Origin of the sequence: Deinococcus aestuarii (genome assembly GCF_018863415.1) — a bacterium.
Classification (GTDB): Bacteria; Deinococcota; Deinococci; order Deinococcales; family Deinococcaceae; genus Deinococcus; species Deinococcus aestuarii.
The window spans coordinates 1-25574 of record NZ_JAHKSN010000021.1 but is presented as its reverse complement, the minus strand read 5'-3'; the positions used below and the strand labels follow the sequence as shown (position 1 = coordinate 25574).

General features: G+C 69.9%; 15 protein-coding genes. 3 read left to right on the top strand and 12 right to left on the bottom strand.

The genetic code is table 11. The annotated features are described in order from the left end of the window. From IC605_RS19260 to IC605_RS19230, 8 genes are all read right to left on the bottom strand, one after another. The gene (locus IC605_RS19260) at positions 1–483 is read right to left on the bottom strand and encodes a hypothetical protein (RefSeq protein WP_216328016.1); all 483 of its coding nucleotides are present in this window, start codon (positions 481–483) and stop codon (positions 1–3) included. Between the two features lie 7 nt (positions 484–490). After that, positions 491–622, bottom strand: coding sequence for a hypothetical protein (locus tag IC605_RS25240; protein ID WP_281416430.1), 132 nt, complete (start codon positions 620–622; stop codon positions 491–493). A gap of 254 nt (positions 623–876) precedes the next feature. Beyond that, the gene (gene pglX, locus IC605_RS19255) at positions 877–4479 is read right to left on the bottom strand and encodes a BREX-1 system adenine-specific DNA-methyltransferase PglX (protein WP_216328014.1); all 3603 of its coding nucleotides are present in this window, start codon (positions 4477–4479) and stop codon (positions 877–879) included. Further along, positions 4476–8072, bottom strand: a complete 3597-nt coding sequence (gene brxC / locus IC605_RS19250) for a BREX system P-loop protein BrxC (RefSeq protein ID WP_216328012.1) — start codon at positions 8070–8072, stop codon at positions 4476–4478. The genes pglX and brxC overlap by 4 nt, the downstream gene beginning before the upstream one ends. Beyond that, positions 8069–8650: a DUF1788 domain-containing protein gene (locus tag IC605_RS19245; RefSeq protein ID WP_216328010.1), complete on the bottom strand. Its 582-nt coding sequence runs from the start codon at positions 8648–8650 to the stop codon at positions 8069–8071. Before IC605_RS19245 ends, brxC begins: the two co-directional genes overlap by 4 nt. Beyond that, positions 8647–9252: a DUF1819 family protein gene (locus IC605_RS19240; protein ID WP_216328008.1), complete on the bottom strand. Its 606-nt coding sequence runs from the start codon at positions 9250–9252 to the stop codon at positions 8647–8649. The genes IC605_RS19245 and IC605_RS19240 overlap by 4 nt, the downstream gene beginning before the upstream one ends. Before the next feature lie 135 nt (positions 9253–9387). Further along, positions 9388–11442 (bottom strand): 3'-5' exonuclease, encoded by a 2055-nt coding sequence (locus IC605_RS19235; protein WP_216328006.1) that lies wholly within the window; start codon positions 11440–11442, stop codon positions 9388–9390. After that, positions 11439–12254: a hypothetical protein gene (locus tag IC605_RS19230; RefSeq protein WP_216328004.1), complete on the bottom strand. Its 816-nt coding sequence runs from the start codon at positions 12252–12254 to the stop codon at positions 11439–11441. Before IC605_RS19230 ends, IC605_RS19235 begins: the two co-directional genes overlap by 4 nt. A gap of 116 nt (positions 12255–12370) precedes the next feature. Between IC605_RS19230 and IC605_RS19225 the strand changes: the two genes are divergently transcribed. From IC605_RS19225 to IC605_RS19215, 3 genes are read left to right on the top strand one after another with little or no spacing between them, the layout of a single operon-like run. Then, on the top strand, positions 12371–15076 hold the full coding sequence (locus IC605_RS19225; RefSeq protein ID WP_216328002.1) for a PD-(D/E)XK nuclease family protein: 2706 nt from the start codon (positions 12371–12373) through the stop codon (positions 15074–15076). Then, complete coding sequence (locus IC605_RS19220) at positions 15073–18273, top strand: UvrD-helicase domain-containing protein (RefSeq protein ID WP_216328000.1); 3201 nt, start codon at positions 15073–15075, stop codon at positions 18271–18273. The genes IC605_RS19225 and IC605_RS19220 overlap by 4 nt, the downstream gene beginning before the upstream one ends. Positions 18274–18289: 16 nt before the next feature. Then, positions 18290–19249, top strand: a complete 960-nt coding sequence (locus IC605_RS19215; protein ID WP_216327997.1) for a helix-turn-helix transcriptional regulator — start codon at positions 18290–18292, stop codon at positions 19247–19249. Positions 19250–19339: 90 nt separating this feature from the next. On the opposite strand, the gene IC605_RS19210 is transcribed toward IC605_RS19215, so the two are convergent. The 4 genes from IC605_RS19210 to IC605_RS19195 all read right to left on the bottom strand — a co-directional run bounded on the left by IC605_RS19210 (position 19340) and on the right by IC605_RS19195 (position 24901). Continuing rightward, positions 19340–19852: a hypothetical protein gene (locus IC605_RS19210; RefSeq protein ID WP_216327995.1), complete on the bottom strand. Its 513-nt coding sequence runs from the start codon at positions 19850–19852 to the stop codon at positions 19340–19342. Between the two features lie 593 nt (positions 19853–20445). Next, entirely contained in the window at positions 20446–21030 is a 585-nt protein-coding gene (locus tag IC605_RS19205; RefSeq protein ID WP_216327993.1) for a hypothetical protein, read from the bottom strand. Further along, entirely contained in the window at positions 21027–23594 is a 2568-nt protein-coding gene (locus tag IC605_RS25450; protein ID WP_216327991.1) for an ATP-binding protein, read from the bottom strand. Before IC605_RS25450 ends, IC605_RS19205 begins: the two co-directional genes overlap by 4 nt. Next, complete coding sequence (locus IC605_RS19195) at positions 23591–24901, bottom strand: hypothetical protein (RefSeq protein ID WP_216327989.1); 1311 nt, start codon at positions 24899–24901, stop codon at positions 23591–23593. Before IC605_RS19195 ends, IC605_RS25450 begins: the two co-directional genes overlap by 4 nt. Between the last annotated feature and the right edge of the window lie 673 nt (positions 24902–25574).

The following is a 25574-nucleotide window of genomic DNA, read 5'->3' as shown; positions in this document are numbered from 1 at the left end:
TCAGCCGTTCGGGGCGTCTCCGTGACCCCTACTCCTCTCGAACCGCCGTTGTGGCCTCTGTTCACCAGGGGCCTGAAGCACGGCTACGACCTCGTTTCCGTCCAGCACCTCGACACGGCTCCCCGACCGGACCAGGGCCAGCCATGCCTCGAAGTGTGGGGCGACCAGATGCACGGGCACGCGGGTCACCTGTGGCGGCGCGGAGGGAGGCGGGCTCTCCAGCGGCGCGGAGACTCCCAGATGTTTGATCAGGCGTGACTGAATCGCTCCCGGCTGGCGGCACAGCAGGTCCGAGAGTTCTGCCACGCTGTACCCCGCTTTCGATAGGGCCAGCAGCAGGGCGTCTTCCCGCTCGGACCAGGGCAGGTAGGCGCGGCGCATGTGTCGGCGCAACTCCTGAACCCTCACGTCCTTGTGTTCCGGGACGGGCTCGTTCAGGAGGGCCGTGACCTCCTCCACGAGTTCAGGCGGAACAGGGCGCACGACGGCCTCAACCTTCCTGTTCCGGCAACGAGCGGACCTGCACCATGCCTGGGTCCGCGCCCTGCTCCTGAATCCACACTTGCGCGGCCTGCCGCGTTGGGAATGACAGCGCCGCGTCCTGCCTGTTGGTGTAGAACATCCCCGGCCAGTTGAGCCAGATTCCATAGGGTGGAGCTCCTAGCGCTTCTCCGTCTTCCAGGGCACGCGACGACGCAGAGGAGTCCTGTTGCACCTGAGATGCCGCGGGGGAGGCAGGTTCCTCCACCTCGTACACCTCCAACTCGCTCATGGCGATGCCAACCAACCCGCAGAAAGCCCTCAAGTCCTCGACGCTCAGGAAGGCGTACTTCCGTAGGGTCTTACCGGAAGCTCTGACGCGGGCATTCCAACGCCTCACGCCCCCACCGTCTGCCCCGCCAGCAGGTCCCGTTTCCATTGGCTCTTCTTCTCCAGATCGTCCATCTTCAGGTCGGTGCCGGTGTACACGAGGTCTTGCAGGCCCCCCAGCGCCCTTCCCGTTCGGTACTGCTGGCCCGCCGCGCTCATCAGCCAGTAGTTGTAGGCCACGCCGTCGTCGAGATCGAGGGTGATCTTCAGGTCGGCGGCGTGCTTCAGGGACCCGTCGTACTTGTGGACCTCGGCGATCTGCTCGCTGACCTCCTTGATGCGCTTGTCGGCCTTCCGCTTCGCATCTGTGCTCCCCGCTGCGTCCTTCTCGCTCTGCGCCCGCTCCAACGCGGCTTCGAGCTTGCGTTGCAGGGGCATCAGGTAGTCGGTGCGCAGCCGTGCCAGCGTTCCAGCGTCGTAGCGGTGGAGGTAGACGAGCGCCCCGAAGCCGCGTTTCCTGCCCGACGTGAAGAGCCAGTAGATCGGGCGTTTCTTGTACGTCTGGATGTGGTCGGACATGAATTCGGTGGCGAAGTAGCGGCGGATGCGCCCTTCTGCCGTCTCCCCTGCCCGCTGGCCACCCAGGGCCGCCGCCACCCATTCCATGTTCTCGGCCACCTTCTCCGGCGCGAAGGCGACCCGCAGGAACTCGGCGAAGCGGCCCGTCACGTCATCCTCGAAGTGGCCGTCCAGGGTCACGGGCAGGATGCCGTCGGGGTCGGCGGGGAAGCGGGTGTGGCGCCCCGGGTCGAAGGGTTGCCCCGCGTGGATCAGGCCGGGTTCGTCCAGTGAGTAGCGGCCCATCATGCAGCCCACGGCATAGGACAGCAGCGAGCGCACGTCGCGGCCCAGGTCGGCGCGGCGAATGGTGATCTGGTCGTCGGGCACCTCGGGCGTCAGTTCGTCCTGCAACCCGTAGGCGTCGATCCAGTAGCGGTTGTTCTCCTCCTCCAGCCGCTGCAACTCGCGGAAGGCCGCCTCCGCCTGAGCCTGCCAGGTGGAAAAGGCTTCGGAGAGGGTCGCTGCGCCGGGGCGCAAGAGGGGGTGGGTGGTGAAGTCCCAAGAGGTCTCAAAGTTGTCCCAATCGGTTTTGGATATATCGACAAGACGTTCAGTAATATGACTGTTTGCTGGTTCGACTGATAGATGGGGTATGTTTGATACAGCACCTTCCGTATAATCCGTTCCGGGAGACAAAAATTCTAAGACCTCGCTTGCGACGCTCGAATTAACGAGACCCAAGACTTGAGAGATCTTCTCAGCTTCTTTAGGGAAGTACATTGAACCCTTTGACTCAAAGGTGAATCCAGTAGGGACAAGACGGGCAGAAAAATCACCTGCGGAGCTTGACGTCCAAGTAAAACCAAGCTTGTAAAAGTATTGTATGTTCTGCGGCCTGCTTTTCAACCTACCTCCTTCGTCCTTAAAATTCCTTATTTCTACACCGTCGTACTCCCAATTCAAAAAATATTCTGAGTTCCCATACCATTTCCTATAATCGCCACCCTTAGTACAAGGCCACCATTTATTGCCCATACCTGAGACTGAAGATTTGTGAATGCCTACTTCATGCCAGAACCTTAAAAACTGATCATTGTTGCCGGTTTTAATCCCTTGCCTAGCCTTACCCTCATCTCTCAGAAGGTTTCCCCTAAACGCGCCCAATAGAATGTTACTGCTCCAAAATGCAAGGGGTTGGTTAGGAATGACCTCAAAGTCCTCGATACTGCGAAGTATCCTCTTACTTTTGAAGAACCGCTTCTCGATTTCTTCATTTTTAGAAACTTTTGAGAACTTACCAAAGAGCTTAAGAAAAGTAGTCTTTTCTTTTAGATTTTCCCCGGCACCTACGACAAAGGCACAACTACCCCTATCCGAACCAAAAACTCCCCTGCCCAAGTATATCAGTGATGATAGGAAAAAGTCTTCTTTCAGCTTTTTTCTGACAGCGTTAAAGGCTGGTAGAAACATCCAACTCGGATTTGTAATCATAGAAAAGTAAGCTGCCTCTGACAACAAGTTGAAGCATATTTGAATGAACACACTGCTCAAATCAGCGCCTATACTCGGAAAGCGAGCGTCAACATAATTTGAGATAATATAGTTGTAGTTCCCACTTCCCATGTATGGTGGGTTCGCCACCACTGCGTCATACTTCCGGCTCAGCAACTCGGCCTGCTTCAGCAGATGGCGCAACTCGTCCAGTGCCCCGGCGTCCAGCCCTCCCCTTTCCTTCAGCCAGTGCAATTGCGCCCGCAGCCGCTCGGCGTCGAAGGCGGGCGGGGTAATCAGGCTGCCCAGGTGGTCGGCATCGGCAAAGGCGTCCACCAGCGGCTGCCAGTCGTTGGGGTTGAAGGCGTCGGCATCGGTCAGGCCACCGCTCAGAACGGCGAACTGGCCGAGCATGTCCCTGCTCCCGGCGTTGGGCAGCCGCTGGTGCCGGGTGGACTTTACTTGCAAGATGTTCAGCGCGGGCATCTCGCGCCGGAACAGGCGGCTGTTCAGGTCACGGGCCTTCATCACCACAGCGAAGCTCGCCAGTTGTGCGGCGCGTTCGTCAATGTCCAGGCCGTGCAGATTGTGTTCCAGGATCAGCGCGGGAATCTCGCGCTCGCTGTAGCCCCGCTCGCGATAGATGTGCGCCAGCAGGTCGAAGGCGTACACCAGGATGTGCCCGCTGCCGCACGCCGGGTCCATCACGGTCAGGCTCTCGGGGGCCAGGTCGGGGTTGGGCGGGGCCGGGTTCTCGCTCTCCAGGTAGTACGGCATGTGCTCGCGCAAGCCGCTCTCCGGGTGCGCCTCCAGCCATATGCGGCCCAGGCTGTTCTCCACCATGTAGCGCACGATCCAGTGCGGCGTGAAAAGCTGCGTGGCGGCGGGAATGTCGCGGGGGCTGTACTTGCCCTTCTGCGCGAACACCTCGTCCTTGCGCTCGGAGATGTAGAACTGGTAGAGCCAGCCGACGATCTCGATGTCCCCCCAGTCCTCCTCCGGGACATCGGACACCATGCGCCGAACGAAGGAATCCTGGTTCAGCAGCGTGTCGGGCAGGAATAGGTCCAGCCACGCCTTCTCCCGGCTGAACAGGAAGGGCATGGGGGCCTCGAAGGTGGCCGAGTGCGCGACGAGCAGGCGGCGGTAGACCTCGCCGGGTTGGTACAGCCGTTGCCACTCGGCTAACAGGTCCGGCGTGACGTTCGGCAGGTCGCCCTGCGCGGCGAGGGTCATGGCGTCCCGCAACAGGTTGGGGTCGGTCTGCCCCTCCTGGTCGCTGGACAGGGCGCGCTCGGCGTACCCGTGGACCTCCATGTACCGCAGCGCGGCAAGGCGGTTGAACCACGTGTAGGCGATCTCGTCCACCAGCAGGAGGTACTTCTCCTTCGGCGTGCCCGAGAGGTCGTGGAGGTGCCGAATCAGCGCGTCGTACTGCCCGATATCCGTGCTGCTCAGCGTGAGGGTCTGCCCGCCGACGATCAGGCCGCCCTCGATGCGCTTCGGCGTCTCGATCCCCTTCTCGGTGACGCCGAAGAGGGCCAGGCGGGCGCGAACGAGGTCGTGGAGGTGGCGGCGGGCCCACTGGGCGAAATTTTTGACGGCGGTGCGGTTCATTCGATTCGGACCCTTTCGCCGTTCTGCACGGCCTGTTCAAGCTGGGTTTTTAGGGCGCCCAGGAACTGCTCGATGTCCTGCGCGGATTCCAGGTAGGGGGCGGCGGTCATGCTCCTGACCTTCAGGGTGCGGATGGGCTTGAGCGCGGGCTGTGGGGTTTCGCCCCCGCTGGGCTGGCCCCCACCGGGTTGGGATGTCACCTTCCGGGCGCGCTCGTTGATGGCCCGCAGGATGTCCCCCTCGACCCGGGCGGCGGCGTTCTGCACGGCGATCTGGGACGATTCGGCGGCGTCGATCGTCCGGGCCGCGTCTAGGCGACCGCGAACCTCCAGGATCGGGCCGGTGAGCTTGCGGGTCTCCTCGGCCCCGAGTTCCCCGGCGATCGCCTGCAACCGCGTGACTTCCTCGTCCAGCACCGCCCGCACCTTGGTTTTGGACTCGGCCAGCAGGTCCTCGACGTGGGCCTTGACGGGCTTCAGCAGGCCGGACAGTTGCGGGATGACCTTGACCGGGTCGGGCATGGCGAGCATGTCGCGGGCGCGCTTGATCCGGTCTTGCAGCTCGGGCGCGTTCACGCGGGTCAGGTCGGGTTCCAGGTCGGCCAGGTCGCGCCGAACCTCGTCGAAAATCTTGACCTGCGCTCCACCGTAAAAGCTCTGGAGCTTCGCCCGGAGGTCTATCCAGTCCTCCAGCGCCTCTTCCCGGGCCTGCACCTCACCCAGCAGGGCGGCGGTGCCCGAAGTCGCCAGCAGGGCGTCCAGGGTGGCTTGCGGCTCCTTCAGGGCGGCCCCGAAGGGATAGCCCTGTCCCGCCTTCTCTTGAGAGCGCGTCAGCTCCTCCCGGTCACGCTGAAGCTGCGCGCGGTACTCGGCGGCGAGCTTGGGCGCGTCGGCAGTGCTGAGCTTGTCCGCGTTCGTCAGGTACTCCCGCGCGAGCTTGCGGGCGGCCCCCAAGGTCTTCGGGTCGATGGCGTCGCTGAGGCGCACCACGGTCTCTTCCTGCCCGGCCTTCTTGAGGAGGCGCCCCGCCAGCCCCGGCTCGCCGGGGTCGATGGGCTTCTGGGCCCGGTGCAACTCCACCTGGCCCTTCACGACCAACGTGGCGAGGACGCCCAGTGCCTCTGGCTCCGTCCAGCCGTAGGGGCGGCGGGTGAACTGGTCGAGCAGGGTGCGGACAGTCACGCGCACGTTCCGCAGGCCCTGTTCTCCCAGCCAGCGGGCCATGTCGTCCAGCGCGAGGTGGTTGGGGTCCTCCCCGTCGAGGTTCTGGCTGTCGTCGGGCGTCGTAAAGGCGCGGGCCACGTCGCCCTCGGTCTGGTGTGGTTTTTCCAGAAACTGCCGTTTGGGATACCCGTTGTCGATCAGGGCGCGCAGCGCGCCCGTCAGCACCTCCGTGTGGTTCCCGCCGGGACTCCCCAAGCGGCTGCCCAGCACGTACACGCGGGCGTTCGTCACCGCCTGCCGCAGGTTGGTCTCGATGCGGGCCTTGCGGGCCGCGTTCTCCTCCGCGCGGGCGCTGATGATCTGGCGCATGGAGGGCGTGTTGTCCTGACCGGATTTGCGGGCCACGTACTTGTCGGTGCGGACCATCTCGGCGAGTTCCTCGAAGAGCAGCCGGTCGTCCGGAAGGATTACCAGCGCCTCGATGCTTCCACCGACCAGCACCGCGTTCGACTGAAGGGCCGCGAGGTTGTCCGCGGAGAAGTCCTGGAACCGCTCGGCGTAGGGCGTGACCACGTGCAGACCGATGTCGTGGGTGGCCGCGCCGAAGGGGCGGTCGTCGAGCTTGCGGTTGAAGGAGTACGGGTGGTAGGCGTCGTACTTCAAAGAAGTGGCGGGGTACACCGACTGCCACACCCGCTTTTGCAGCTCGGCGTTCAGCTCGCCCTCGGTCACGTCGATGCTCTTGATCTCCCGGCCCACGTCCTGCTCCTCGTTCGTCAGGAACGTCCACACCTCCCCGTTGCGGGAGATCAGGGTCTGCTTCTCCAGCCGGGCGAGGGACGCCTGGATGCGGTCCCGCAGGGCCAGCTTGTCCTCGTCCACGTGGCTCAGGCTCAGGGTGGTCAGGTTGTCGAGGTTGGTCCTGATCTCTTTGACGTGCTTGAGCATGAACAGTGTCTTGAGGAGGTGGGTGTCCTGCGGCTCCAGCGCCGGGTTCTCCCTCGCCTGGTCGATGACGCGGCGCACGTTCGAGTCGAGAAACCCCTCCACGGCGCTGTAAAAGACCTCGAAGGGCACCAGCGAGCCCAGGGGCCGGTCGCCGTACGCCCGCGCCGCGTCCTGAAAGGCGTTGAGCATGCTGCGCTCGCCTTCCGAGAGGTGCTTGCCGGAGTGGCCCGTCTGCCGGATGGCGGTAAAGGCCTCCTGCAAGAGCTTGAACTGGTAGGGGATAAAGGGGTAGTTCGCCACGAAGCTCTCGGCATCGCGGTAGCCGAGCAGGGTCGCGTCCTGGTTAAAGGTGATGAGGTTTTTCAGGGTGGCCTGCGCCGAGTCGTACAGCGCCCGCAGGGCCCGCTCGCCGTCCTCGGTCTTGCCCAGCAGCCGCCGCCGGATCACCTCGTCGGTGTTCGCGCTCGACAGGCTGATGCGCGTGTTGAAGCGGCCCTGAATCTTCGAGAAGTCGTTGCCCTTGCCCTTGCCGTCCAGCACCCGGTCGATGTCCTCCTGCGAGGTCACCAGAATCCAGGCACGTCCCGGGGCCTGCGTGCCCAGTTCCTCCGCCACCGACTGCAGGTTGAGCATCAGGCTGCTGTTGTCGCCCACGTACTGGCCCACCTCATCGACCATGAACAGCACGCGGTGGGCCTTGCCGCGCCGGTGGAGGTAGTCGCGCACCTCCCGGGCGAACTCCTCGGCGCTGGGATCACGCTGCACACCCAGGCTCTCCAGCCAGCGCTGCCCCTCTTCCTCCGTCAGCCCGGCCGCCTCGTGCAGGGCCCGGAGAATCTCCTCCTGGTGGAAGGCCCAGCCGTCACGGACCTCCGTCCAGGGCGCCCCCGCCGCCGCCTCGAAGGCCGCCTTGAAGTCCGCGTACTTGCCGCGCTTGTCGAGCATGCGCTCCAGGGCCGCCATCTCGGGGCTGCTCGCCAGGTACCCCAGGTGCTCGTCGAAGGCCTTGTGCATGACCTTCGCCACGGCCTCCTTGGTGGTCTTGCTGCTCGCGTCCGCCTTGGCGTCGATGTTGAAGAGGATCACGTCGGTGTGGTCGGCGGCGCGCGCCGCCCTCTCCACCATCGCCCGCACGAGGGGGTCGGGCAGCTTCTCCTCGTCGAAAAAGGTGACGGCCCGGTGGCCGCGCACCTCCCGGTTCGCCAGCAGGTAGGACAGGATCTTCAGGAAGTGCGACTTGCCGCTGCCGAAAAAGCCGCTGATCCACACGCCCACCTTGTCGGTGGGCTTTTCAAGCGAGTCGGCATAGTGCTCAAAAAAGCGCCGGAACTGGCCGTCGAGCTCGCGGGTGACCACGTACTCGTCGAGCTCCTGCACGACGTTGCTGTCGTCCTGCTGCCCGGCCTTGATGACGCCGTTGATGCCCCGGTCGATGCGCCGGAAAAACAGCTCTCCGATAGGGAGGTGGGGGATGCTGGTCATGGGTTCACTCCTTGGGAGCCCTCGGGCAGCAGGCGGAACGCCCGGTAGTAGTTGTCGTCCTTGAACAGGCCGAAGAGCCGCAGTTGCTGGCCGTCATAGGTGCCGGGAAAGAACATGACCACCGGCACCTGATCCAGCCGCTCGTGCAGGTTGTTGAGGATGCTGTGCGACCGCAGCAACGGGTACGCGGCCCCCACCTGGGTGAGCAGCACCAGCTCGGCCCCCTGGGCCTGCCGGGCCACCGCGTCCGCCACCTTCCCCGGGGACAGCAGGGGCTTGAGGGCCCCCTGCAGGGCCGCCGGGCCCCGCGCCTCCTCCAGCGCCAGGGCCTTGTCCAGGTACCCCCGCTCCTCCAGCAGGCCGAGCACGGTGCGGTAGAGGTCGACCACCTGAACCTGAATGCCCCCCGCCTCCACGACCTGCACGACCTTCGGCAGCGCCCGCTGGACGTCGGGGTCCCGCTCCGGGGGGTAGTCGAAGATGTAAAACCCGATCTCGTTGCCCAGCCCCCGGCCCCGCAGCAGCTTGGGGTCAAGCAGCGCGGGGCCCAGGGCGCTCAGACGGCCTTCCAGGCTCACTGTAGGGCCTCCAGCAGCGGGAAGAGGAGCGGGTCGAGGCGCTGAACGGCCGCCCTGACCTGTGGCGCGAGGTACTGCGGCAGGATCTCGAATTCGCCCTTCCGGCGTTCCCGAAGCACACCCGCATCTACAAGAAAGCGGGTGAGGTTGCCCCGTGTCTTCTGCGCGGTGGCGGGAGACCAGGTGGCGACCTCCCGGTGCTGCTCGGCCTGATGGGTGAGAAAGGCGCGGGCATCGGCGTCCGTGACCTGCCTGTCGAGGCGCCGCCACTTGTGCAGCAGGACGTCCGCGAGAAAGTCACGCAGCAGGGGCTTGCGGCGGGTCACGAGCGCCAGGACGAGGGTGCGGCGCGCCTCGAGGGTGCCCTGCGCGAGGTCGGGCAGCAGCTCCCCGGGGAGGTCTCCGAAGCGGCCCCTCAGGGCCGTCAACACGGTGAGCTGGCTGCTGGCCTTGCCGGGGCCGAACAGCCGGCCCTCGCGCGCCGCGAGGCGGAGGTCCTCCCAGGTGGCGCCGTCGAGGAGCGCCTGCGCCACCTGGGTGCTCTCGGCGAGCAAGAACTGGACATTGGTGAGCGCGGTGGGGCCGGGCAGGGTCACGGGCATGCTCCTGCAGGATAGTGAGGTGGGGCGTCGCCGGGCCGGCCACCGGGGGGCCCAGGCGGCGGGACGGAACACGGTGAGCGCCATGCCCCCAGTGTGCGGCCGGCCCGCGTCACTGTCTGACGCGCGCAGCCGCCCTCAGGCCGCGTCATGCCCTGCCGTCAACAGCGCCCTCAGGAACCGGCTGGCCTCGCCGGAGTAGGTCAACAGCAGCCAGTCCCGGGCCCGGGTGGCCGCCACGTACAGCAGGTGCCGCTCCTGGGCGATGAAGTCCTCCTGGTCCCCAGGGTCGGTGAGTTCCGCAAGCCGCTGCGCCGAGGGCAGGGCTTCGTCGTTCAGCCCCACGACCGCCACGGCCCGGAATTCCAGGCCCTTGGCGCGGTGCATGGTCGAGACGCTGATCTTGCGGGGATCGGTGGCCTCGTCACCCTGCCCCACCACGGCCGCCGCGTGGCCGGTGATGGCCTGCACCCGCGCGGCGGTCGTCACCGGGTCGTGCCGCGTGAACACGGCGATCTCGGCGGGGCTCAGCCCACCGGCCAAGCGCTCTTCCAGCCAGCGCCCGAGGTGGGCAAACTCCGCCTCCGGGTTGGGCAGGTGAAGCACCGTGGGCGGCGGCCCCTGGAACCGCGAGAGGGTCAGGCGCCGCTCCACCGCTTCGTCGGCGTCCCGCAGGGTGCCGGGCAACACCCGGTCGGCCAGTTCCCGGATCTGCCGCGAGGTGCGGTAATTGAGCTTGAGCCGCGTGCTGCGACCCTGAAAGTTCAGGCCCAGGGCCCGCATGGAAAAGGCCCGTTGGTAGATGCGCTGGCCCTCGTCCATCGCCAGCAGCAGGTGGTCGGCCGCGCCCCCCGTCAGCGCCAGCAAGAAGCGCACCTCGCTGGGCCCGAGGTCCTGGGCCTCGTCCGCGATCACGTGGTCGAAGAGGGGCGCCCTGCCGGCCAGGCCCGCCGTCACCGCGTCGCACAGGGTGCGCCACGTGAATTTCCCGTCGGCAGCCAGCGCCGCCCGCATCTCCTGGGCGACCTGCCAGACCTCCTGCCGGCCTCTCACACCGAGCGGGGTGCCCCGGCCGGTACGCCGGGCGTCCCGGTACTCCTCCCAGGTGCGCAGTCCCTGCGCCTCGATCACGCCCCGCCACTCGGCCAGCAGGAACTCGGGGGACAGGCCGCTTCCTGTCCGGCGCGCCGCCAGCTCGAAGCGCGCCCTGAGGGCCGCAGGGCTGTCCTCCGGCTGCCGGGGCGGCAGGCCGAGCTCCGCCTCCAACTGGCGGGCCAGGGCGTGCACGGTGACCACCGTGATGTTCTGCCGCGCCCCTGGGGAGAGGGCCAGGGCGCCGAGCAGTTCCTCCAGCCGGATGACCAGCGTCCGCGAGTAGGTGGTGAGGAGCACCCGCCCGCCTGCCTCCGCGAGGCGGGCCGCGCGGTGCAGGGCGACGACGGTCTTGCCCGTTCCGGCGCCGCCAGTGAGTCGGGTGGCCCCCCGGAAGGAGCGCTCCACCACGCTGCGCTGCGACGGATGCAGGAAGACGGTCCACTCCTGCCACGAGCCGCTCAACGCCCGCTCGAGGGCGGACTCGTCCTCGGCCACCACGAAGAGCGAGCGGGCGTCCGGATGCAGGAAGGGGTCTCCCGCGGCGGGGGCCGGGGGCGTGACGAGGTCCCCGGCCAGCAGCCCCAGCAGGCGTTCGGCCACCTCCTCGGGCAGCAGTTCCAGCAGCTCGTGGGCGTTGCGCTCACTCGCGTGCCGCACCGTCTGGACGAGCCGCTCGGGCACGCCCAGTTGCAGCAGGTACGCCGCGTCGTAGCTCCCGAAGGGCCGCTCCTCGGTGACGACCTGCGTGATCACCTCGGTGCGCTCCTCGGTCACGGCGACCTGCATCGCCCCGGTGTGCGGGTGAACTTCCAGCCGCCGCCGCCGGGCCCAGTCGTAGGCCCGGTCGTGGTGATCGGCGTACAGCACCACGTAGTCCTCTCCCTGGTGGTAGAGGATGACGCGGTAGTCCATGTTCGGGGAGATGCTGTACAGGTTCGGGCTGTCCAGGCCGTGCCAGCGCAACCCGTGCCGGGGCCGCTCCCCCATCTGCACGTCGAGGTAGAGCTGCATCACCGCGTCCCGCACGAGCTTCTGGTCCTGATTCGGGAGCTGCCCGAGCCGCCGCACGAACGGCTGGGCCAGCACAAGGCGGGTCACAGCCGCCCTGCCGCCTGCAGGTGCGCCCGCGTCTCCTGCGCCACCCGCTCCACCGTCAGGTGCTTGAGCCAGGTGCTGCCCTGGTAGCCCTGCGGCACCGGCTGACCCGGCTCGCACACGACCACGGCGTTCGGCGGCGCGCCCCACATCATGATGGCCGTGCCCCGCACCTGGCGGCCCTGCATCATGTCCATCTGCACCTCGTCAGGAGCCGGAACCTGAAGGTCGGCCAGCGCGCGGGCCAGCGGGTGATACCGGGCACTCATCAGGGGCCAAAGCGCTTCCCAGCCCGTGGGAATCTGGGCAGGCTCGCCGGTCGTCTGGGCGGGCGGCCCGACTTCCTCAGGAGAGGCGCCGGCGGCCACCGGCGGCGCCCCCACCTGCGCCGGCTCCACCACCGGGGAAGGGGCCAAGGGCTCCTGGGACCGAGGCGTCTCCACCTGCGGCTCCGCCGTCCACCCACCGAAGACGACGTCCGCCGCATACGCGTCGAGCAGCCTCAGCATCAGCCGCACCTGCCCGGGGACGTCGTGTTCGGTCAGCAGGGTTTCCAGGGTCAGGACGGCCTGCCCGTCCACGCCGGAGAGCCGGGAGAGCGGATGCGCGGTTTCAAAGGACTGGGTCAGCGCAGGGGTGGGCGCGGGGCGGGGCAACCGGCACTCCAGCTCGCCGATGGACACGCCGCCCACCCGCTTGACCCGGAACTGCCCGTCTTGACCGTAGTACCTGAAGGTCAGGGCCCCGCCCTCGGCGGGGCCGGGGAGGTAGCCCTCCTGCCGCAGCGCGGCGCAGACGGACTCGGTGGTGAACATGCGGTCAGAGTAACGGAGACGTGGCGGCCGCGGGACCTCACCTGCGTCACCTGCTGTCGCGCGGCGGTGCTACGTTGCGCTCACCTGCCCTCCGCCCTCCGTCCCGACGAGGTTTCATGACCCGCACGCTGATCACCCACCCGTCCCCCAATCTGCTGCGGCACCTCGCCCGGGAACACCTCACGGCGCGGCCCTCCCTGACGCTCGTGCCCAACCTTGCCGCGGGCCGTTCCCTGCGGCAGCTGACGCGGCGGGCGCTGCCCACCATCACCTTCGCGCAGCACGCCCGGCGCCACCTCGCGCGGGCCGGGTGGTCCCCCCTCTCCCCCGCCGAGCGGGAGCTTCGCCTGCGCGAGCTGCTCACGCGGCTGGACCTCGAGTACTTCGGGCCGATTCTGGACCGTCCGGGCACGGTCGCCGCGCTGCACCAGGTCATCCGGGCCCTGTTGCGCGCCGACGCCGCCCGGTTGCCGGGCGGCCGGAGCCCGCGTGAACGCGACCTCGTCCGGCTCCACCGGGGCTGGGTCCTCGAACTGTTGCGGGACGAGAGGTACGACGCGGCGGTGCCCGAATTCTTCGCCTCCCGGATCGCGCTGGAGCCACAGGCCGTGACCCTGGCCGGCTTCGCGTACCTCGACGCGGCCCAGACCGCCTACCTGGACCGCCTGGCGGCGGCGGGCAGCGCGGCCTTTTTGCCGGCCACCGGAGTGGGCGAACTCTCGGAAGCGCGCCGCACGGCGGCGGCCCTGCGCGGACGTGGGTGGACCGAGGTGGACGGTCCCGGCACCGGCCACGACCGGGACCCGCGGCTCTCCCGGGTGGGCGACCAGGCCGCCCGAGCCGCCCTGCCCGGGACCGGGGTGCGCGCTCCGGACGTGCCGGTCCTCGCGCTGCCTGGCGTCGTCGAGGAGACCCGGGAAGTGCTGCGCCAGGTCAAGCGGGCCCACCAGGAGGGCGGGCTGCCCTGGCACGACCTCGCCATCGTTGTGCGCGACGAGGCCGCGTATCTGCCGCCGCTGCTGGAAACTGCGGAGCGGTACGGCGTTCCACTGCTCAGCCAGGCGCGTCAACCCCTCCTGTCCACGCCGCTGGGGAGCTTCCTGCACGCCTGGGTGGCCGCAGGGCTGGGCGACTGGGCCTTCCCGCTCACGGTTCAGGTGCTGACCCATCCCCTGGTCCACCTGCCCTTCGACGCGGAGGAGGCGAGGCGGGCCATGGGTCGCCGGACCCCGAGGGGATTGCAGGCCTGGGGCGACCGGGCCGAGACCTCGGGGCTGGCCTGGCCAGAGCAGGGCAGCGGCCTGGCGTACCTTCAGGGCGTGACGCGGGCCCTGCAGACCCTCGGGGTGCTGGGCAGGCAGCGCCGCGACCCCCACCTCGGCACCGCCCTGGCCGCCCTGCAACAGGCGCTGCAGCCCCTGGCGCTCCTGCCCGTGCTTCCCCGGGCCCAGTTCCTCGGGGCACTCCAGGCCGCGCTGGCCGAGGCCCGCGTCGCCGTCGTGCCCGGCCGGGGTGGCGTGCGGGTCGCCACGCCGCTCGGTACCCTGGGGCGCTCCTTCGAGGCGGTGTGGGTCCTGGGCCTGAGCGAGGGGCTCTTTCCCCAGCCGGTGGGAGACCCGCCGCTCCTCGACGCACACTTGCGGGCCTTCTGGTCGCAGACGGGCGTCTACCTGCCCGGCGGCATCGAGTCGCAGGCCATTGAGCAGGCCCTGTTCTTCCACGCCCTGGCGTGTGCCCGGGACCGCCTGACCCTGACCCGGCCGGAAGTCGTCGGCGGTGGCAAGCTCGCGTCCCCCAGCCCCTTCCTGCAGGCCTTCCCCGTTGGCGAACTGCCGGCGGAAGTGTACGCGGGAACCACTCAGGAGGAGCGTATCCTGCGGGCCAGGACCGGCACCCTGAACGACGACCGCGTCACGTCGGCGGCCCGCCTCGAGGAGGTGCGGGAGCACGGCGTGGACCAGGGGCCCCGCTTCCCGGGCGTCGTGAACCCCGACACGTGGACGTGGAGCGCGAGCCAACTTCACGCGTTCGGCGCCTGCCGGTACCGCTGGTTCGTGGACAAGGTGATGCGCCTCGGGCCCCCGGCACAACCACACCGTGGCCTGGACCCGCTGGGGCGCGGCAGCCTCTACCACCTCGCGCTCGAGAAGCTGCTTCGGCCCTTTGTGGGGGAGCCGGCACCGAGCCCGGACGATCTGGCCCGGCGGGTCCCCTCTGCCCTCGATGAGGCGGCCGCGGAACTCGTCGGGCGCGGGGAGGTTGACCTCGGGCCGATGTGGCACGTGGAGCGCGGGGACCACGTCGCCCTGCTTCAGGGAGCCGTGCGCGCGCCCGACTTCCTGCCGGCGGGCCACCGGGTGGAGGCGCTCGAACAGGAGTTGGAAGGGCACGTGTCCGTCGAGGGCCAGCCCTGGGCCTTTCGAGGGTACGCCGACCGGGTGGACCTCGCGGCGACCGGGCAGCGCATCGTCACCGACTACAAGCTGAGCAGCCACATCGGCCGCGTGCGGGACCAGGGCGGGCGGCTGAACACCGAGGTCCAGCTGCCCGTGTACCTCGAACTTACGGGAGCGGCCGTGGGCCGGTACTTCAGCCTCAGGAGGGCCAAGGTGCTGCACGCCACGGGGCCGGGGCAACCCAGCCCCAAGACGTCCTGGTCGGCCGCCCGGGAGGAGGTTCAGGTCTTCCTGCGCGGCATGCGGGCCGACCTGCTGGCGGGTGACTTTCGCGCGAAGCCGGACCCTGAGGCCCAGGCCTGCCAGTTCTGCGACGTTCAGGCCCTCTGCCGTTTTCAAACCTTCCGCAGCGGGGAACCGGCGTGACCCTCACCCGCGAACAGGCCTGGATCAGCGAGTACCGGGGCAGCATCGCGATCGCCGCCGGGGCCGGCAGCGGCAAGACCTTCGTGCTGACCCGGCGCCTGCTCGGGCTGCTGGGCGGGGGGCTGCGGGCCGAGGAGCTCGTCGCCGTGACCTTTACCGAGGCGGCCGCCGCGGAACTGCGCGGCCGCCTGCAGGGGCTGCTGGATGAGGAGGCGCACCGACACGGGCAGCCGGTCGTGGTCGCAGCCGCCCGCGCCCTGCCACTCGCGCAGATCAGCACCATCCACGCGCTGTGTGCCCGCATCATCCGGGACCATCCCGTCGAGAGTGGGGCCGGGCTGCGCTTCAGGGTGCTCGACGAGGCGGAGGCGGCCGTGTGGCTCGACCATACCCTGCCGGACCTCCTCGGGGAGATCGAGGTGGAGGCCTTCGGCCACCTGCCCGCCGCGGTGGCCCAGGGGGCCGTCACGCTGATGCTGCGTGATCCCCAGCGGGCTGAGGACGCCCTGCGGGTCTCCCTCTCGGCCTACGAGGAGAACAAGGCCGGCCTGGAAGCGCGCTTGGCGCAGAGGGCAGCGGAGGTCGAGGGGGTTTGGGACCGGTGCCTGCAGGTGCTGGCGGCCCACGTCTGCCCTGTTCCGGACGACCCGCTGGAGCAGGCCCGGCGCGCGGCGCTGGGCGCGGCCGCCGTGACCGGCAGCCCGGCGACCCGGCAAGCGGCCATGCACGCGGCCCTTGCGGGCGTGCGCAGCAATGCCGGCAACGCCAAAGCCTGGGGCGCGGCCAAGGATCCGGTGTTGCGCGCGGTGAACCGCCTCCGGGAGCTGGCCGCCCCGGACGGCGCCCTGGAGGGTGAGCTCTGGCAGCTTCAGGCCGTTCCCGTGCTGGAGGGCCTGTACCGGCGCGTGGAGGCGAGGTTGGACGCCCTCAAGGCCGAGCAGGAGGTCCTGACCTTTGCCGACCTCGAGCGCCTCGCCGCGCGGGCCCTGTCCTTCCTGCACGTGCGCGAGCACTACACCGAGCGCTGGAGGGCACTATTCGTCGACGAGTTTCAAGACACCAGCCCGTTGCAGTGGCAGATCCTGAATGCCCTGAGCGCAGGCGGGGCGAACCTCACGGTCGTCGGGGATGAGAAGCAGAGCATCTACGCCTTTCGCGGCGCCGACGTCCGCCTCTTCCGCGCGGCGCGTGAGCAGATCGTGCAGTCGGGCGGGGAGAGCCGGGCCCTCAGCCGTTCCTTCCGGTCACACCGGGGGCTCGTGGAGGTGGTCAACACCTTTTTCCGGGCCTTTATGCCGGGCCCGGCCGGCCCCACCTCGACCGCCGCCACCTTCACGCCGCTCACCGCCCACCGTGAGGAGCCGCCCACACCCGGCCCGGCCTGCGAGATTCACGTGGTCGGCGGCCCGGAAGCCCAGCCCCTGCTGCGGTCGGCGGAGGCCAACCTGATCGCCCACCGCATCCAGAGCCTGATGGGCGAGGGCCGGGTCGTCGTGGGCGGGGGGACGCCCAGGCCCCTGCGGTACCGGGACATCGCGGTGCTGCTGCGCGCCCGCACGCACCTGGGCACGTACGAGGGCGCGCTGTTCCACGCTGGCATTCCCTACACGGTGCAGGGGGGCCGGGGCCTCCTCCGGCGCCCCGAGGTGCGCGACCTCACGCAGTTGCTGCTCTTTCTCGCCCGCCCGGGCCACGACCTCGCGCTCGCCGCGGTATTGCGCAGCCCGCTCGTCGGCTGGTCCGACGAAGAACTCCTCGAGGCCGCTGGACACCGCGCCGGGGCGCAGAGCCTGTGGTCGGCCCTGCAGGGGGCAGGCCGGGTCCCTTCCCTGCTCGCGCGCCTCCTCGAAGCCCGCGACAGTCGCGGCGCCAGCGCTCTGCTCACCCGCGCGCTGGAGGAGAGCGGGCACGCCGCCGTGATGGCCAGCCTGCCCGACGGCGCGCGCCGCCTCGCCAACCTGGACGCCTTTCTCGCGCTGCTGCACGCTTGGGCGGCCCGCGGGCAGGGCACCGTGCAGGCGGCGGCACAGGCGTTGGAAGACGCCCTGCGGCTGGACCTCCCCATCCCCGAGGCCCAACTCGCCTCCGACGACGCGGTGCAGGTGATGACCATCCACGGCAGCAAGGGCCTGGAGTTCCCAGTGGTGATCGTGCCGGACCTGCTCGCCCAGGGACGGGCCGACAGCGCGCCCCTGCTGATGGACGCCGAGCGCGGCCTCGCCCTGCGCGTGCCCGGCCTGAAACCCGAGCAGCAGCCGGAGCCGCACCGCCGCCTGCAAGACCTGCAGGCCGAGCGGCGGGCCGCCGAGCACGAGCGCATCCTGTACGTGGCCCTGACCCGCGCAGCGGACAGCCTGATCCTGACGGTCACCGCCAGGGCCGGCCAGCTGGCCGAGGCCCAGCGACTCGCGGGCCTCTTTCCCGAGGCGGACGTGGCCCGCTTCGCCTACGCGCCCGGTCAGATTCCCCGCCCGGCCCCGCAGCCCCGCCGTCGCGGCGGCGCTGTCCACGCGGGGGTGGCAGCCTCGGGAGTCGCGCTCCCCGAGACGCTCCCCGTGACGTCCATCGGCGTCTACTTGAATTGTCCCCGGGCCTTCTCGTTTCGGTACGTCACCGGCCGACCTCCCTTCACCCACCTGTGGGAACCCGAGACCCAGGTGCGGGAGGGAGGGGTGTCGGGTGCGCTGGTCGGATCGGCCGTGCACCAGGCCATCGAACTTGACCTCACCGAGGCGCAGGTGCTCGCGCATTTCGCCCACCTGAGCCTCGCCCAGCGGCAGGAGGTCGCGGCCCTGAGCGGGAAGCTGCGCGGGCCCGCCTACGCGGCCCTCGCCGGGTCCGTCCCGCAGCGGGAAGTGCCCATCACGCACACCCTGGACGGCCTGGTCTTCGAAGGCGTCATCGACGCGCACTACGGGGACTGGATCGTCGACTTCAAGACGGACCGGCAGGTCCACCCGGCCCATCACGCGCCGCAACTCGCCCTGTATCTCGAGGCCACCGGCGCCTCACGGGCCAGCCTTGCCTACCTGCGGCACGACCTGCTGCATGACCTCTCTGCCCAGGACCTCGAGCACGCCCGGAACGAGACACGGCGCATGACGGCGGGCGTGCAGGCCCATGACTTCGCTCCGACCCCCAGTGCCGAGCGGTGCCGCTTCTGCGCGTTCCGTCAGGTCTGCGACGCGGCGCAGTAGGCTGGGAGGGAGCGTCATGGAACTCGACACCAAGACCCGGCGGCTGCGGGCGGTCGCCCACCTGCTGGAGCAGGCGGAGTGCACCACCGCCGAGATCGTGCAGCGCCTGCACCTCGAGCCCCGCAAGCGCCGCTCGGTGCAACGTGACCTCGCCGAGCTGGTGGCCCAGGGCGAGATCGAAATCACGGCCGAGGGCCGCTACCGCCAGCGGCGGCGGTCTGGGGAGCTCAACCCGGTGCAGGCCCTCGCGGTGTACAGCGCTGCCCGGATGCTCTTTCACCACGCCGCCGAGTACAACGAGCACTACCTCGCGGCCCTCGAGAAGCTGGCGCAGGACCTGCCGGAACGGGCGAGGCGGGTGGCCCTGCAGGCCAACGAGGTGTACAAGGCGCGCCGGGGCGGGCGGGGCTCGCTGGTCTTCGAGGTGGCGGCGCAAGCGTGGCTGGACGGCCGGGTGCTGAGCTGCACCTACCAGTCGCAACGCCGCGCCACCCGGGTCGAACTGGAGATCTACTTCATCGAGGTGAACGCCCGGAACCGCGAGGCCTACGCCATCGGCGTCAACCGCCTGCGGGAGGAGCGGCAGCCCTACGTCTACCGCCTGTCGCGCATGCGGCAGCCCACCCTCACTGCCCACACCTATGACATCCCCGAGGACTTTCACCCGCTGCGCTTCCTGTCCAGTGCTTGGGGCATCATGCCCGGGGAACCCACCCGGGTGGAACTGTTCTTCAGCCCGGCGGTGCGCGAACGGATCGCCGAGGAGTACTTCGGCGCCCTCGCCGAGCCGACGGTGACCCTGAGCTCCGGCCACACCCGGGTCATCCTTCAGGTGGGCAATTGGCTGGAACTCGTGCCCTGGGTGCTGGGCTGGGGCGGCGACGTGGAGGTCATCGCCCCGCCAGACCTGCGGGAGCGGGTGGCGGGAGCACTCCGGCGGGGCGCCACGCTCTACCCCGCCGCTCCCGCGCCCTGAACGGGTGGCGCCAGCCCGGAGACCGAGGGCCGTCTCGAGTTCACCCGGTCCCCGTGACGGGTCACTCTCCCACAGCGGGTCCCCAGACCGCTACCGGACGTAGATCTGGTTGAGCAGATCCTTGGCGTGCCGGTCCGCGTCGTGCTCGATGCTGCTGTTCACGTACGTGTGGAGGCGCTGGCTGTAGGTGTGCATGGCCTGCTGCCAGTGGGCCGCTGTGGCGAGGTCGAAGTTCGTCTCCCCCTGGCCCTGCGCGGACACCGCCGCGGCCACGTACTGGAACTGGTAGGCGTGCCGGAGTTCGTGAAAAAGGGTCTCCAGGGCCTCTTTCGGGTGGTCCAGCTCGAGAACCCAGCCCCCGACGGTGACGAGGGTCACGTCGCCTTCGTCCTGGCAGCTTCCGTACATGCCGGGAGCCAGATCGAGATCGACCTCGAGCACAACGTTCTCCAAGCCAAAGCCCTCACAGTAGAGCTGGGCACAGGTTCCCAGCATCTGCCACCGTTCCCCCAGATCGCAGCGCCGCCACTCCTCGGGCTGGACGCCCTCGACGTTCAGCACCTCGGTGACGAAGGTGCGGGCGGCGTCCTCCTCAAAGGCCACACGCTCCGCGGCGCTCCGCTCGAGCTCGGCCTCGGAAGGACGCGCCGCGGGTTCACCACCTCTCCCCTCCCCCAGGCGGTCCCACCACCTCTGAAGGCTGTTGCACAGCAGGTCCGTGAACGACGGTCCCCCGAGCCGCGGGTGTTCCCGCGGCGGGCTCTTCCACTCCAAGGTCGGGGCGGCCGGGTATTCCACCGACGTTTCCCGGGGGGCCGGCCTCTCGTGAGGCGACCAAGTGTTCTGCGGGGAGGCAGTCTCCAAGGGCCACCACGCGGTCCCACCCATATCGCCGGTGGGGTCGACCGCCTCCTTGTGGGGCCAGGGGTCCGGCGGGCGTCCCTCCCAGGTCTCCGGGCCCGGCCAGCCGGGCGTCACGGGCTCCCACGCAGACCGCTCCCCGGAGGCGCTGGGGATGGACGGCCCCGGCGCGTCGGCGCTGGGCTCAAACCACGCCGACGCGTCCCGGTCCTGCCAGGCGTCCATGGACTCCCACAGCGCGGAGCGCAGGGTGTCGTCGGCTCCCTCGTACCTCGCCGATCCCCACTCCAGCACCTCCTCTTTGTGCTCGTGGGCGCCGAACTCGAAAAACTCCGTCACGGCCGTCCCCGAACGACGTCCAGCCGCTCCTGCAAGACCCGCAGGGCCTCCAGCTGCCGCGCCCCCACGCGCATCCCGGCCAGCTGGGTGGCGAGGCAGTAGGCCAGGTCGGCGCTCATGCGGGCGTCGAGCCGCAGCGGGGTGCCCGCCACAGCGTGGTTGACGAGCAGTGCGCCCAGCGGCAGCAGCTGTTGTGCGGGACTGCCCGGCGTGGCGGACAAGAACCGCTGTGCCGTCTCCTCCTGACCGCGCAGGGCCGTCGTGACGAGGTGCCCGTACTGGCAAGCCGCCTGGCAGTACCGGCAGCCGCGGCCCGCGAGCGGGCGGTGTTCCGGCGGGGCCGCCGAGGCGTGGACCGCCCGCAGGGTCTCGGCGGCCGCCTGCACCTGGCCCGGCTCCCCCCCGAGGGTCGCCTGCACCGCGTCCAGCCGCCCCCGGAAGTTGGGGTGGGCCCGCCGCAGGGCGTCGGTGACCGCCTGGGCCTGAGCCGGCGCGGCCCGCAGGGTCCGGCCCGCCCACGCCTCCCGCCGGCCGGGAGGCAGGTGCGGCAGCAGGTGGAGGGCCACCAGCACACCGTTCACGCCTCCTCCCGCGGGGCGGGGATCTGCACCAGGGCCGCGCGGTGGCCGGCCTGCACGATGGCCTGGCCCTGCTCGAGTAGCGGGATGGCCGCCACCTGCTCGGGGGTCAGCCCCATGGCCGCGGCCAGAGCCTCCTGGTCATCGCGGGCCTGCAGGCGGTGGACCACCTTGACAAAGGTGTTTTTCAGCGCGTCCGGGATCAGCTTGGCCGGCACCTGGTCCACGATGATCAGCCCCTCCCCGTAGGCCCGGACCTCGGCGAGCAGGTCCGCGAACGCCTCCGCCGTGTGGGCCTGCGGCGAGTGGGGGTCGCCCCGGGGGGCGCGCAGGATGCGGTGGGCCTCCTCCACCATCGTGACGTGCCGGAGCCCGCCGTCCGGGGAGGCGCCCTGCACGATGCGGTGCTCGTAGAGCAGGCCCATCAGGAGGCCCATCACCAGGCTCTTGTCCGCGTCGGCCGTCAGGGTGCTGAGGTTGACCACCGCCACGCCGTCGAACAGCTCGGCGAGTGGCGTGCTGCGCGGCTGGTCGAGCAGCCGGCCCTTGAAGCCCTGCCGCAGGCTGCGCAGCCGGTGCAGCAGCGCGGTCTGCAGGTTGCGGCGCACCTCCTCCGCGTAGCCGCTCTCCCGGTCCCCCAGGGTCCGGACGACCGCCTGCTCGAGGTCGCGCAGCCTGGGGGGCGGCAGGTCGGGCAGGCGGTCGTCGTCCAGCCAGCCCTGCTCCTCGTACACCCGCATCAGGGCGGCCTCCAGCAGGATCGGCAGCACCTCCTGCATGGGAAAGGCGGCCGTCATCACCGCCTTGAGCCGGTCGACGTGGCTCAGCACCTCGTAGCCCTCCGGCACCTCGAAGGGGTTCAGGGCGAGCTCGTCGAGCGCCTCGCCCTGGTGCCGGGTCCGGCCCGGGCAGTACAGGCGGACGGGCACGCCCCGCCGCCGCAGCCGCAGCCCCCACTCGAGGTACTCGGTCTTCGCCGGCTCGATGATCAGCAGGGGGGTCCGCCGCTCCAGCAGCTGGCCCAGCAACCAGCGGCTGGTGGTGCTCTTGCCGCTGCCGGTCAGGCCGGTGATGAACATGTGCCGGGTGAGGTCCGCGCTGGCGAGCCGGAGTTCGTGGTGCAGCGCCTCGCCGCCGTCCATCAGGTGCCCGAACTGGACCCCCTCGGAACGCGGGGCGAAGTCGGTGGCGAAGCGCGGTGGGCGCGGCCGGGCGCTGATGCCCGGCAGGTCGCGCCCCGGCAGGCTCATCCAGAGGGAGAGTTCGTTCGTGTTGAGCACGGTGGTCAGCCGCTGGTGGGCCTCACCGAGGGGGTGCGTCTGCTTGAGGCCGAAGACCGAGGGGTCGAGCATGGGAAACTGCAGCAGCTGAATCGCGGCGCGGGGCTTTTGCGGGCGGCGCAGGCCCCCCAGGTGCTGGATGCGGATCGGCTCGAGGTACGTGCGGGCCCCGGAGCCGACGCTGCGCAGGAGGCTGGCGCCCAGTTGGTCGGTGTCCTCGCCGTCGCTGAGCAGGTACACGCCGACCTCCCACATGCCCAGGTTCTGCCCGTGCCGCAGCCGCTCCGCGTGCAGCTCGAGGGTGCGCTCGAGCTCCTGGGCCTGGCGGTCCAGGTGTTCGCGCTGCACCGACAGGCCGGTGGCGTCGGCCAGCACGCTCCCCGCCGCGCTGACGTAGGGATGGGGCAGCCGCCTCATCACCTGGCCCGCCACCTGCCCGATCTGGCCCAACGTCTGCAGGGAGAGCGGGTGGCGCGCCAGGTACGCGGCACTTCCCCGGGCCCGCTCGTTCAGGAAGGAGGTCGAGGCCAGCAGGCGCAGGACGGCGGAGTCCCCCTCCAGGGCCGCCAAGCGGTCCCGGGGGTTGCCGGGCAGCGCCGGCCCCGTGCTCCTCACGTGGGGGTGCACCTCGGTGATGACCCGCATCACGCGGTCGTGGGCCAGGCGCAGGCCGTCCTCGGAGAGGGGGTCGGCCACCACGACCATGGCGAAGCGCTGCTGGCGCAACTGGCTCGCGAAGCGGTCCAGGGACTGCACCAGATAGCGCTCGGCGCCGTCCCTCAGCGTCGGAATCCCGGTCACGGCGCTCGCGTGGGTGAGCCCGGCCAGCTGCTCGAGCAGCCCCTCCCGCTGCGCGCGGTCCAGGACGGCCGTCTTCAACCCCGCCAGGTGGCTGCGGACGATCGAGGCCGTCTGGGTCAGCACCACCTCCGGCGGCGGCCCCACGCCCGAGGCCTCGCGGGCCACGCCCAGGTACAGCCCGTACCGGCCCGCCTCTCCCGTGAGCAGGAAGATCAGCCGGAAGCCGCTGTGCAGGGACGCCAGCGTGCTGATGGCGCTCAACACGCTCTGAAAGTCGAACAGGTGGGTGTCGTCCGCGCTGCCGGCCAGCAGGGGAACGTTGCTGAGCTGGACAAACCCCCAGTCGACCTGCGGGTCCAGCCCCTGCGGCGTGATCCAGGGCAGCGGCTCGGCCGAGTCCAGCGCGCCCAGCAATTCCAGAAACTGACGTTCCACCTGGTGGCGCAGCGCGGATGTCCAGGGCGACGGGGCCGGGACGGCCGTCACGCCACCACCTCCAGCGTTCGCGTCTCGTCGGCCTGGAAGCCCCCGGCGTGCCGGTAGTGCCAGACGCCCCGGAGGGCCACCTGGCGCTCGTTCACCACCTCGAGCCGCAGGCGCACGGCGGCGCCCGGCAGCGGCGCGGCCTGAACCCGGACGGTGACGCCCCGCTCCTCCAGCGGCGTGTCGCCCCGCCTGAACACCTTCCAGCCGGGGCCCTGCGGCGGCAGGCGCAGGTTGACCTGCTGCCTGAACGACTGGCCGTCGGCGTGCTCGGCCTCCAGCTCGACCACCGCCTCCAGCGGCTGGTCCTTGGTCCGCTGCGCGAAGGTCACCGGGAGGTCCTGCGCGGCGAACTCCTGCGTCTCCGGCAGGCCCATGGTCATGACCTCGACGCTCGTCCCCGCGTGGCGCACCCGCACCGTCAGCGGGTGGGCCAGGGCGGGTGGAAGCCCCGCCGGGGACAGCGCGGCCCCCAGGGCGAGGGCGTACGCGCTGGGCGGAGGCGACGCAAAGCGCGTGACCCGGCCGGGGAGCTCGAGGTCGCCGACACCCGGCCAGGAGGACCGGTCGCCGGTGATGACCAGGAAGGTGCCGCGGGCCGGGTCGTACCGACCGGCGAGTTCCCGCCGGATCAGGGCGACGACCGCCTCCACCGCCGACCGGAAGACGCTATCGGCGACCTCGAAGCGGATCTGCCCCCTCCGGGCCAGCAGCGGCAGGATCAGCTCCAGCGCCGGCGTGTTCTGGAAGGTGTCCCGCTCCTGGATGTAGGCGTCCACCTGGCGTTGCACATCGGCCACCAGCGCGGGGGACAGGTTCGCCCCCGGGGGCAGGAGCTCGGCCAGAAGACTTCGCGGGACGTCCCAGCTCGCGGGCAGGGCGGAGGGCGGCCAGAAATGGTTGGTCAGGAGCTGGTAATTCCCGGAGGCGTCGGCCTCGACCACGGCGGCCGTGATGCCCGAGGAGGACAGGTCCAGGGTGATGATCTGCTGGGCGGTGGCGGGGTAGGCGGGCAGGCCGGCCGCCCGCGCGAGGACGGTGAGCGCCACGCCCTCCGGCAGCGCCTGCGCGGTCCCCGTGAAGCCCGGCGTTCCCTGCCCCACCAGAACCTCAAGCAGTTCCGCACCGCGTTCCAGCTTGTCCTGCACGGCAGGATGGGTTCTGACCTGAAGTTCCCGGGTCTGGCCGGGGTGAAGTGGCGGCAACGCGAACGGCTCGCTGAGTGGACTCCACTCCTGAGCCGTCTTGCGGTAGAGGGCGCAAACGACGCGATCACCGTGCGTGCCCAGAACGACGACCTCATTGTGCATACCCCGCCACAATAGACCGCACGGCGGCCCCCTGAGCCGGCATTTCGACGCGAGGGCGGCAGAAGTTCAGCCGCCACTCCCACCCGCCGACCGCTCGGCGCGGCCGAAAGACGAGGTGAATGCGCCTCTCGTGCGGCCACAACACGGCGCCGGCCCGGCTGAGACCGCCCCGCGGTGGCTGCGGAGTTCGCACGCCGGGCGACACCGGGAAGCGGCTGGCTGGAAGGCACCCATTCCGCCCTGGGGGACGCTTTCCCACCGGTGACTCCGCTCCCGGCACCGACGCCTTCCGCCCGCCCCTCCCCCAGGTCATGGCGGAGTGGGTGGCCCGCGGCCTGGTGATGAAGCTGGGCGCGGCGCTCCGCCTGCCCGGGACCACACGCGAGAGCGGGAGGCTGCCCGGTGCCGGGTGGACGTCGCGCCTTGACACCGGGCCGAGTTATGCGGGGCGTCAGCCGCTGACGTGGGCGGGGTGGACCATCCCCGTGGTGGGATGCCCAGCATGCTCACCTGTCGACCACCCGAACAGCCGACGTTCGGGCCCTGCCCACCGCAGCCGAGGGCGCTTTCCCGGCTGCCCGTTCAGCCACGGCCCAGCCCGCTGGGCGGCATCTGCACCCGGAGGACCACGTCTGGCCTCCCCGGAGGTTCCCCATGACCCATCCCGCCCCCC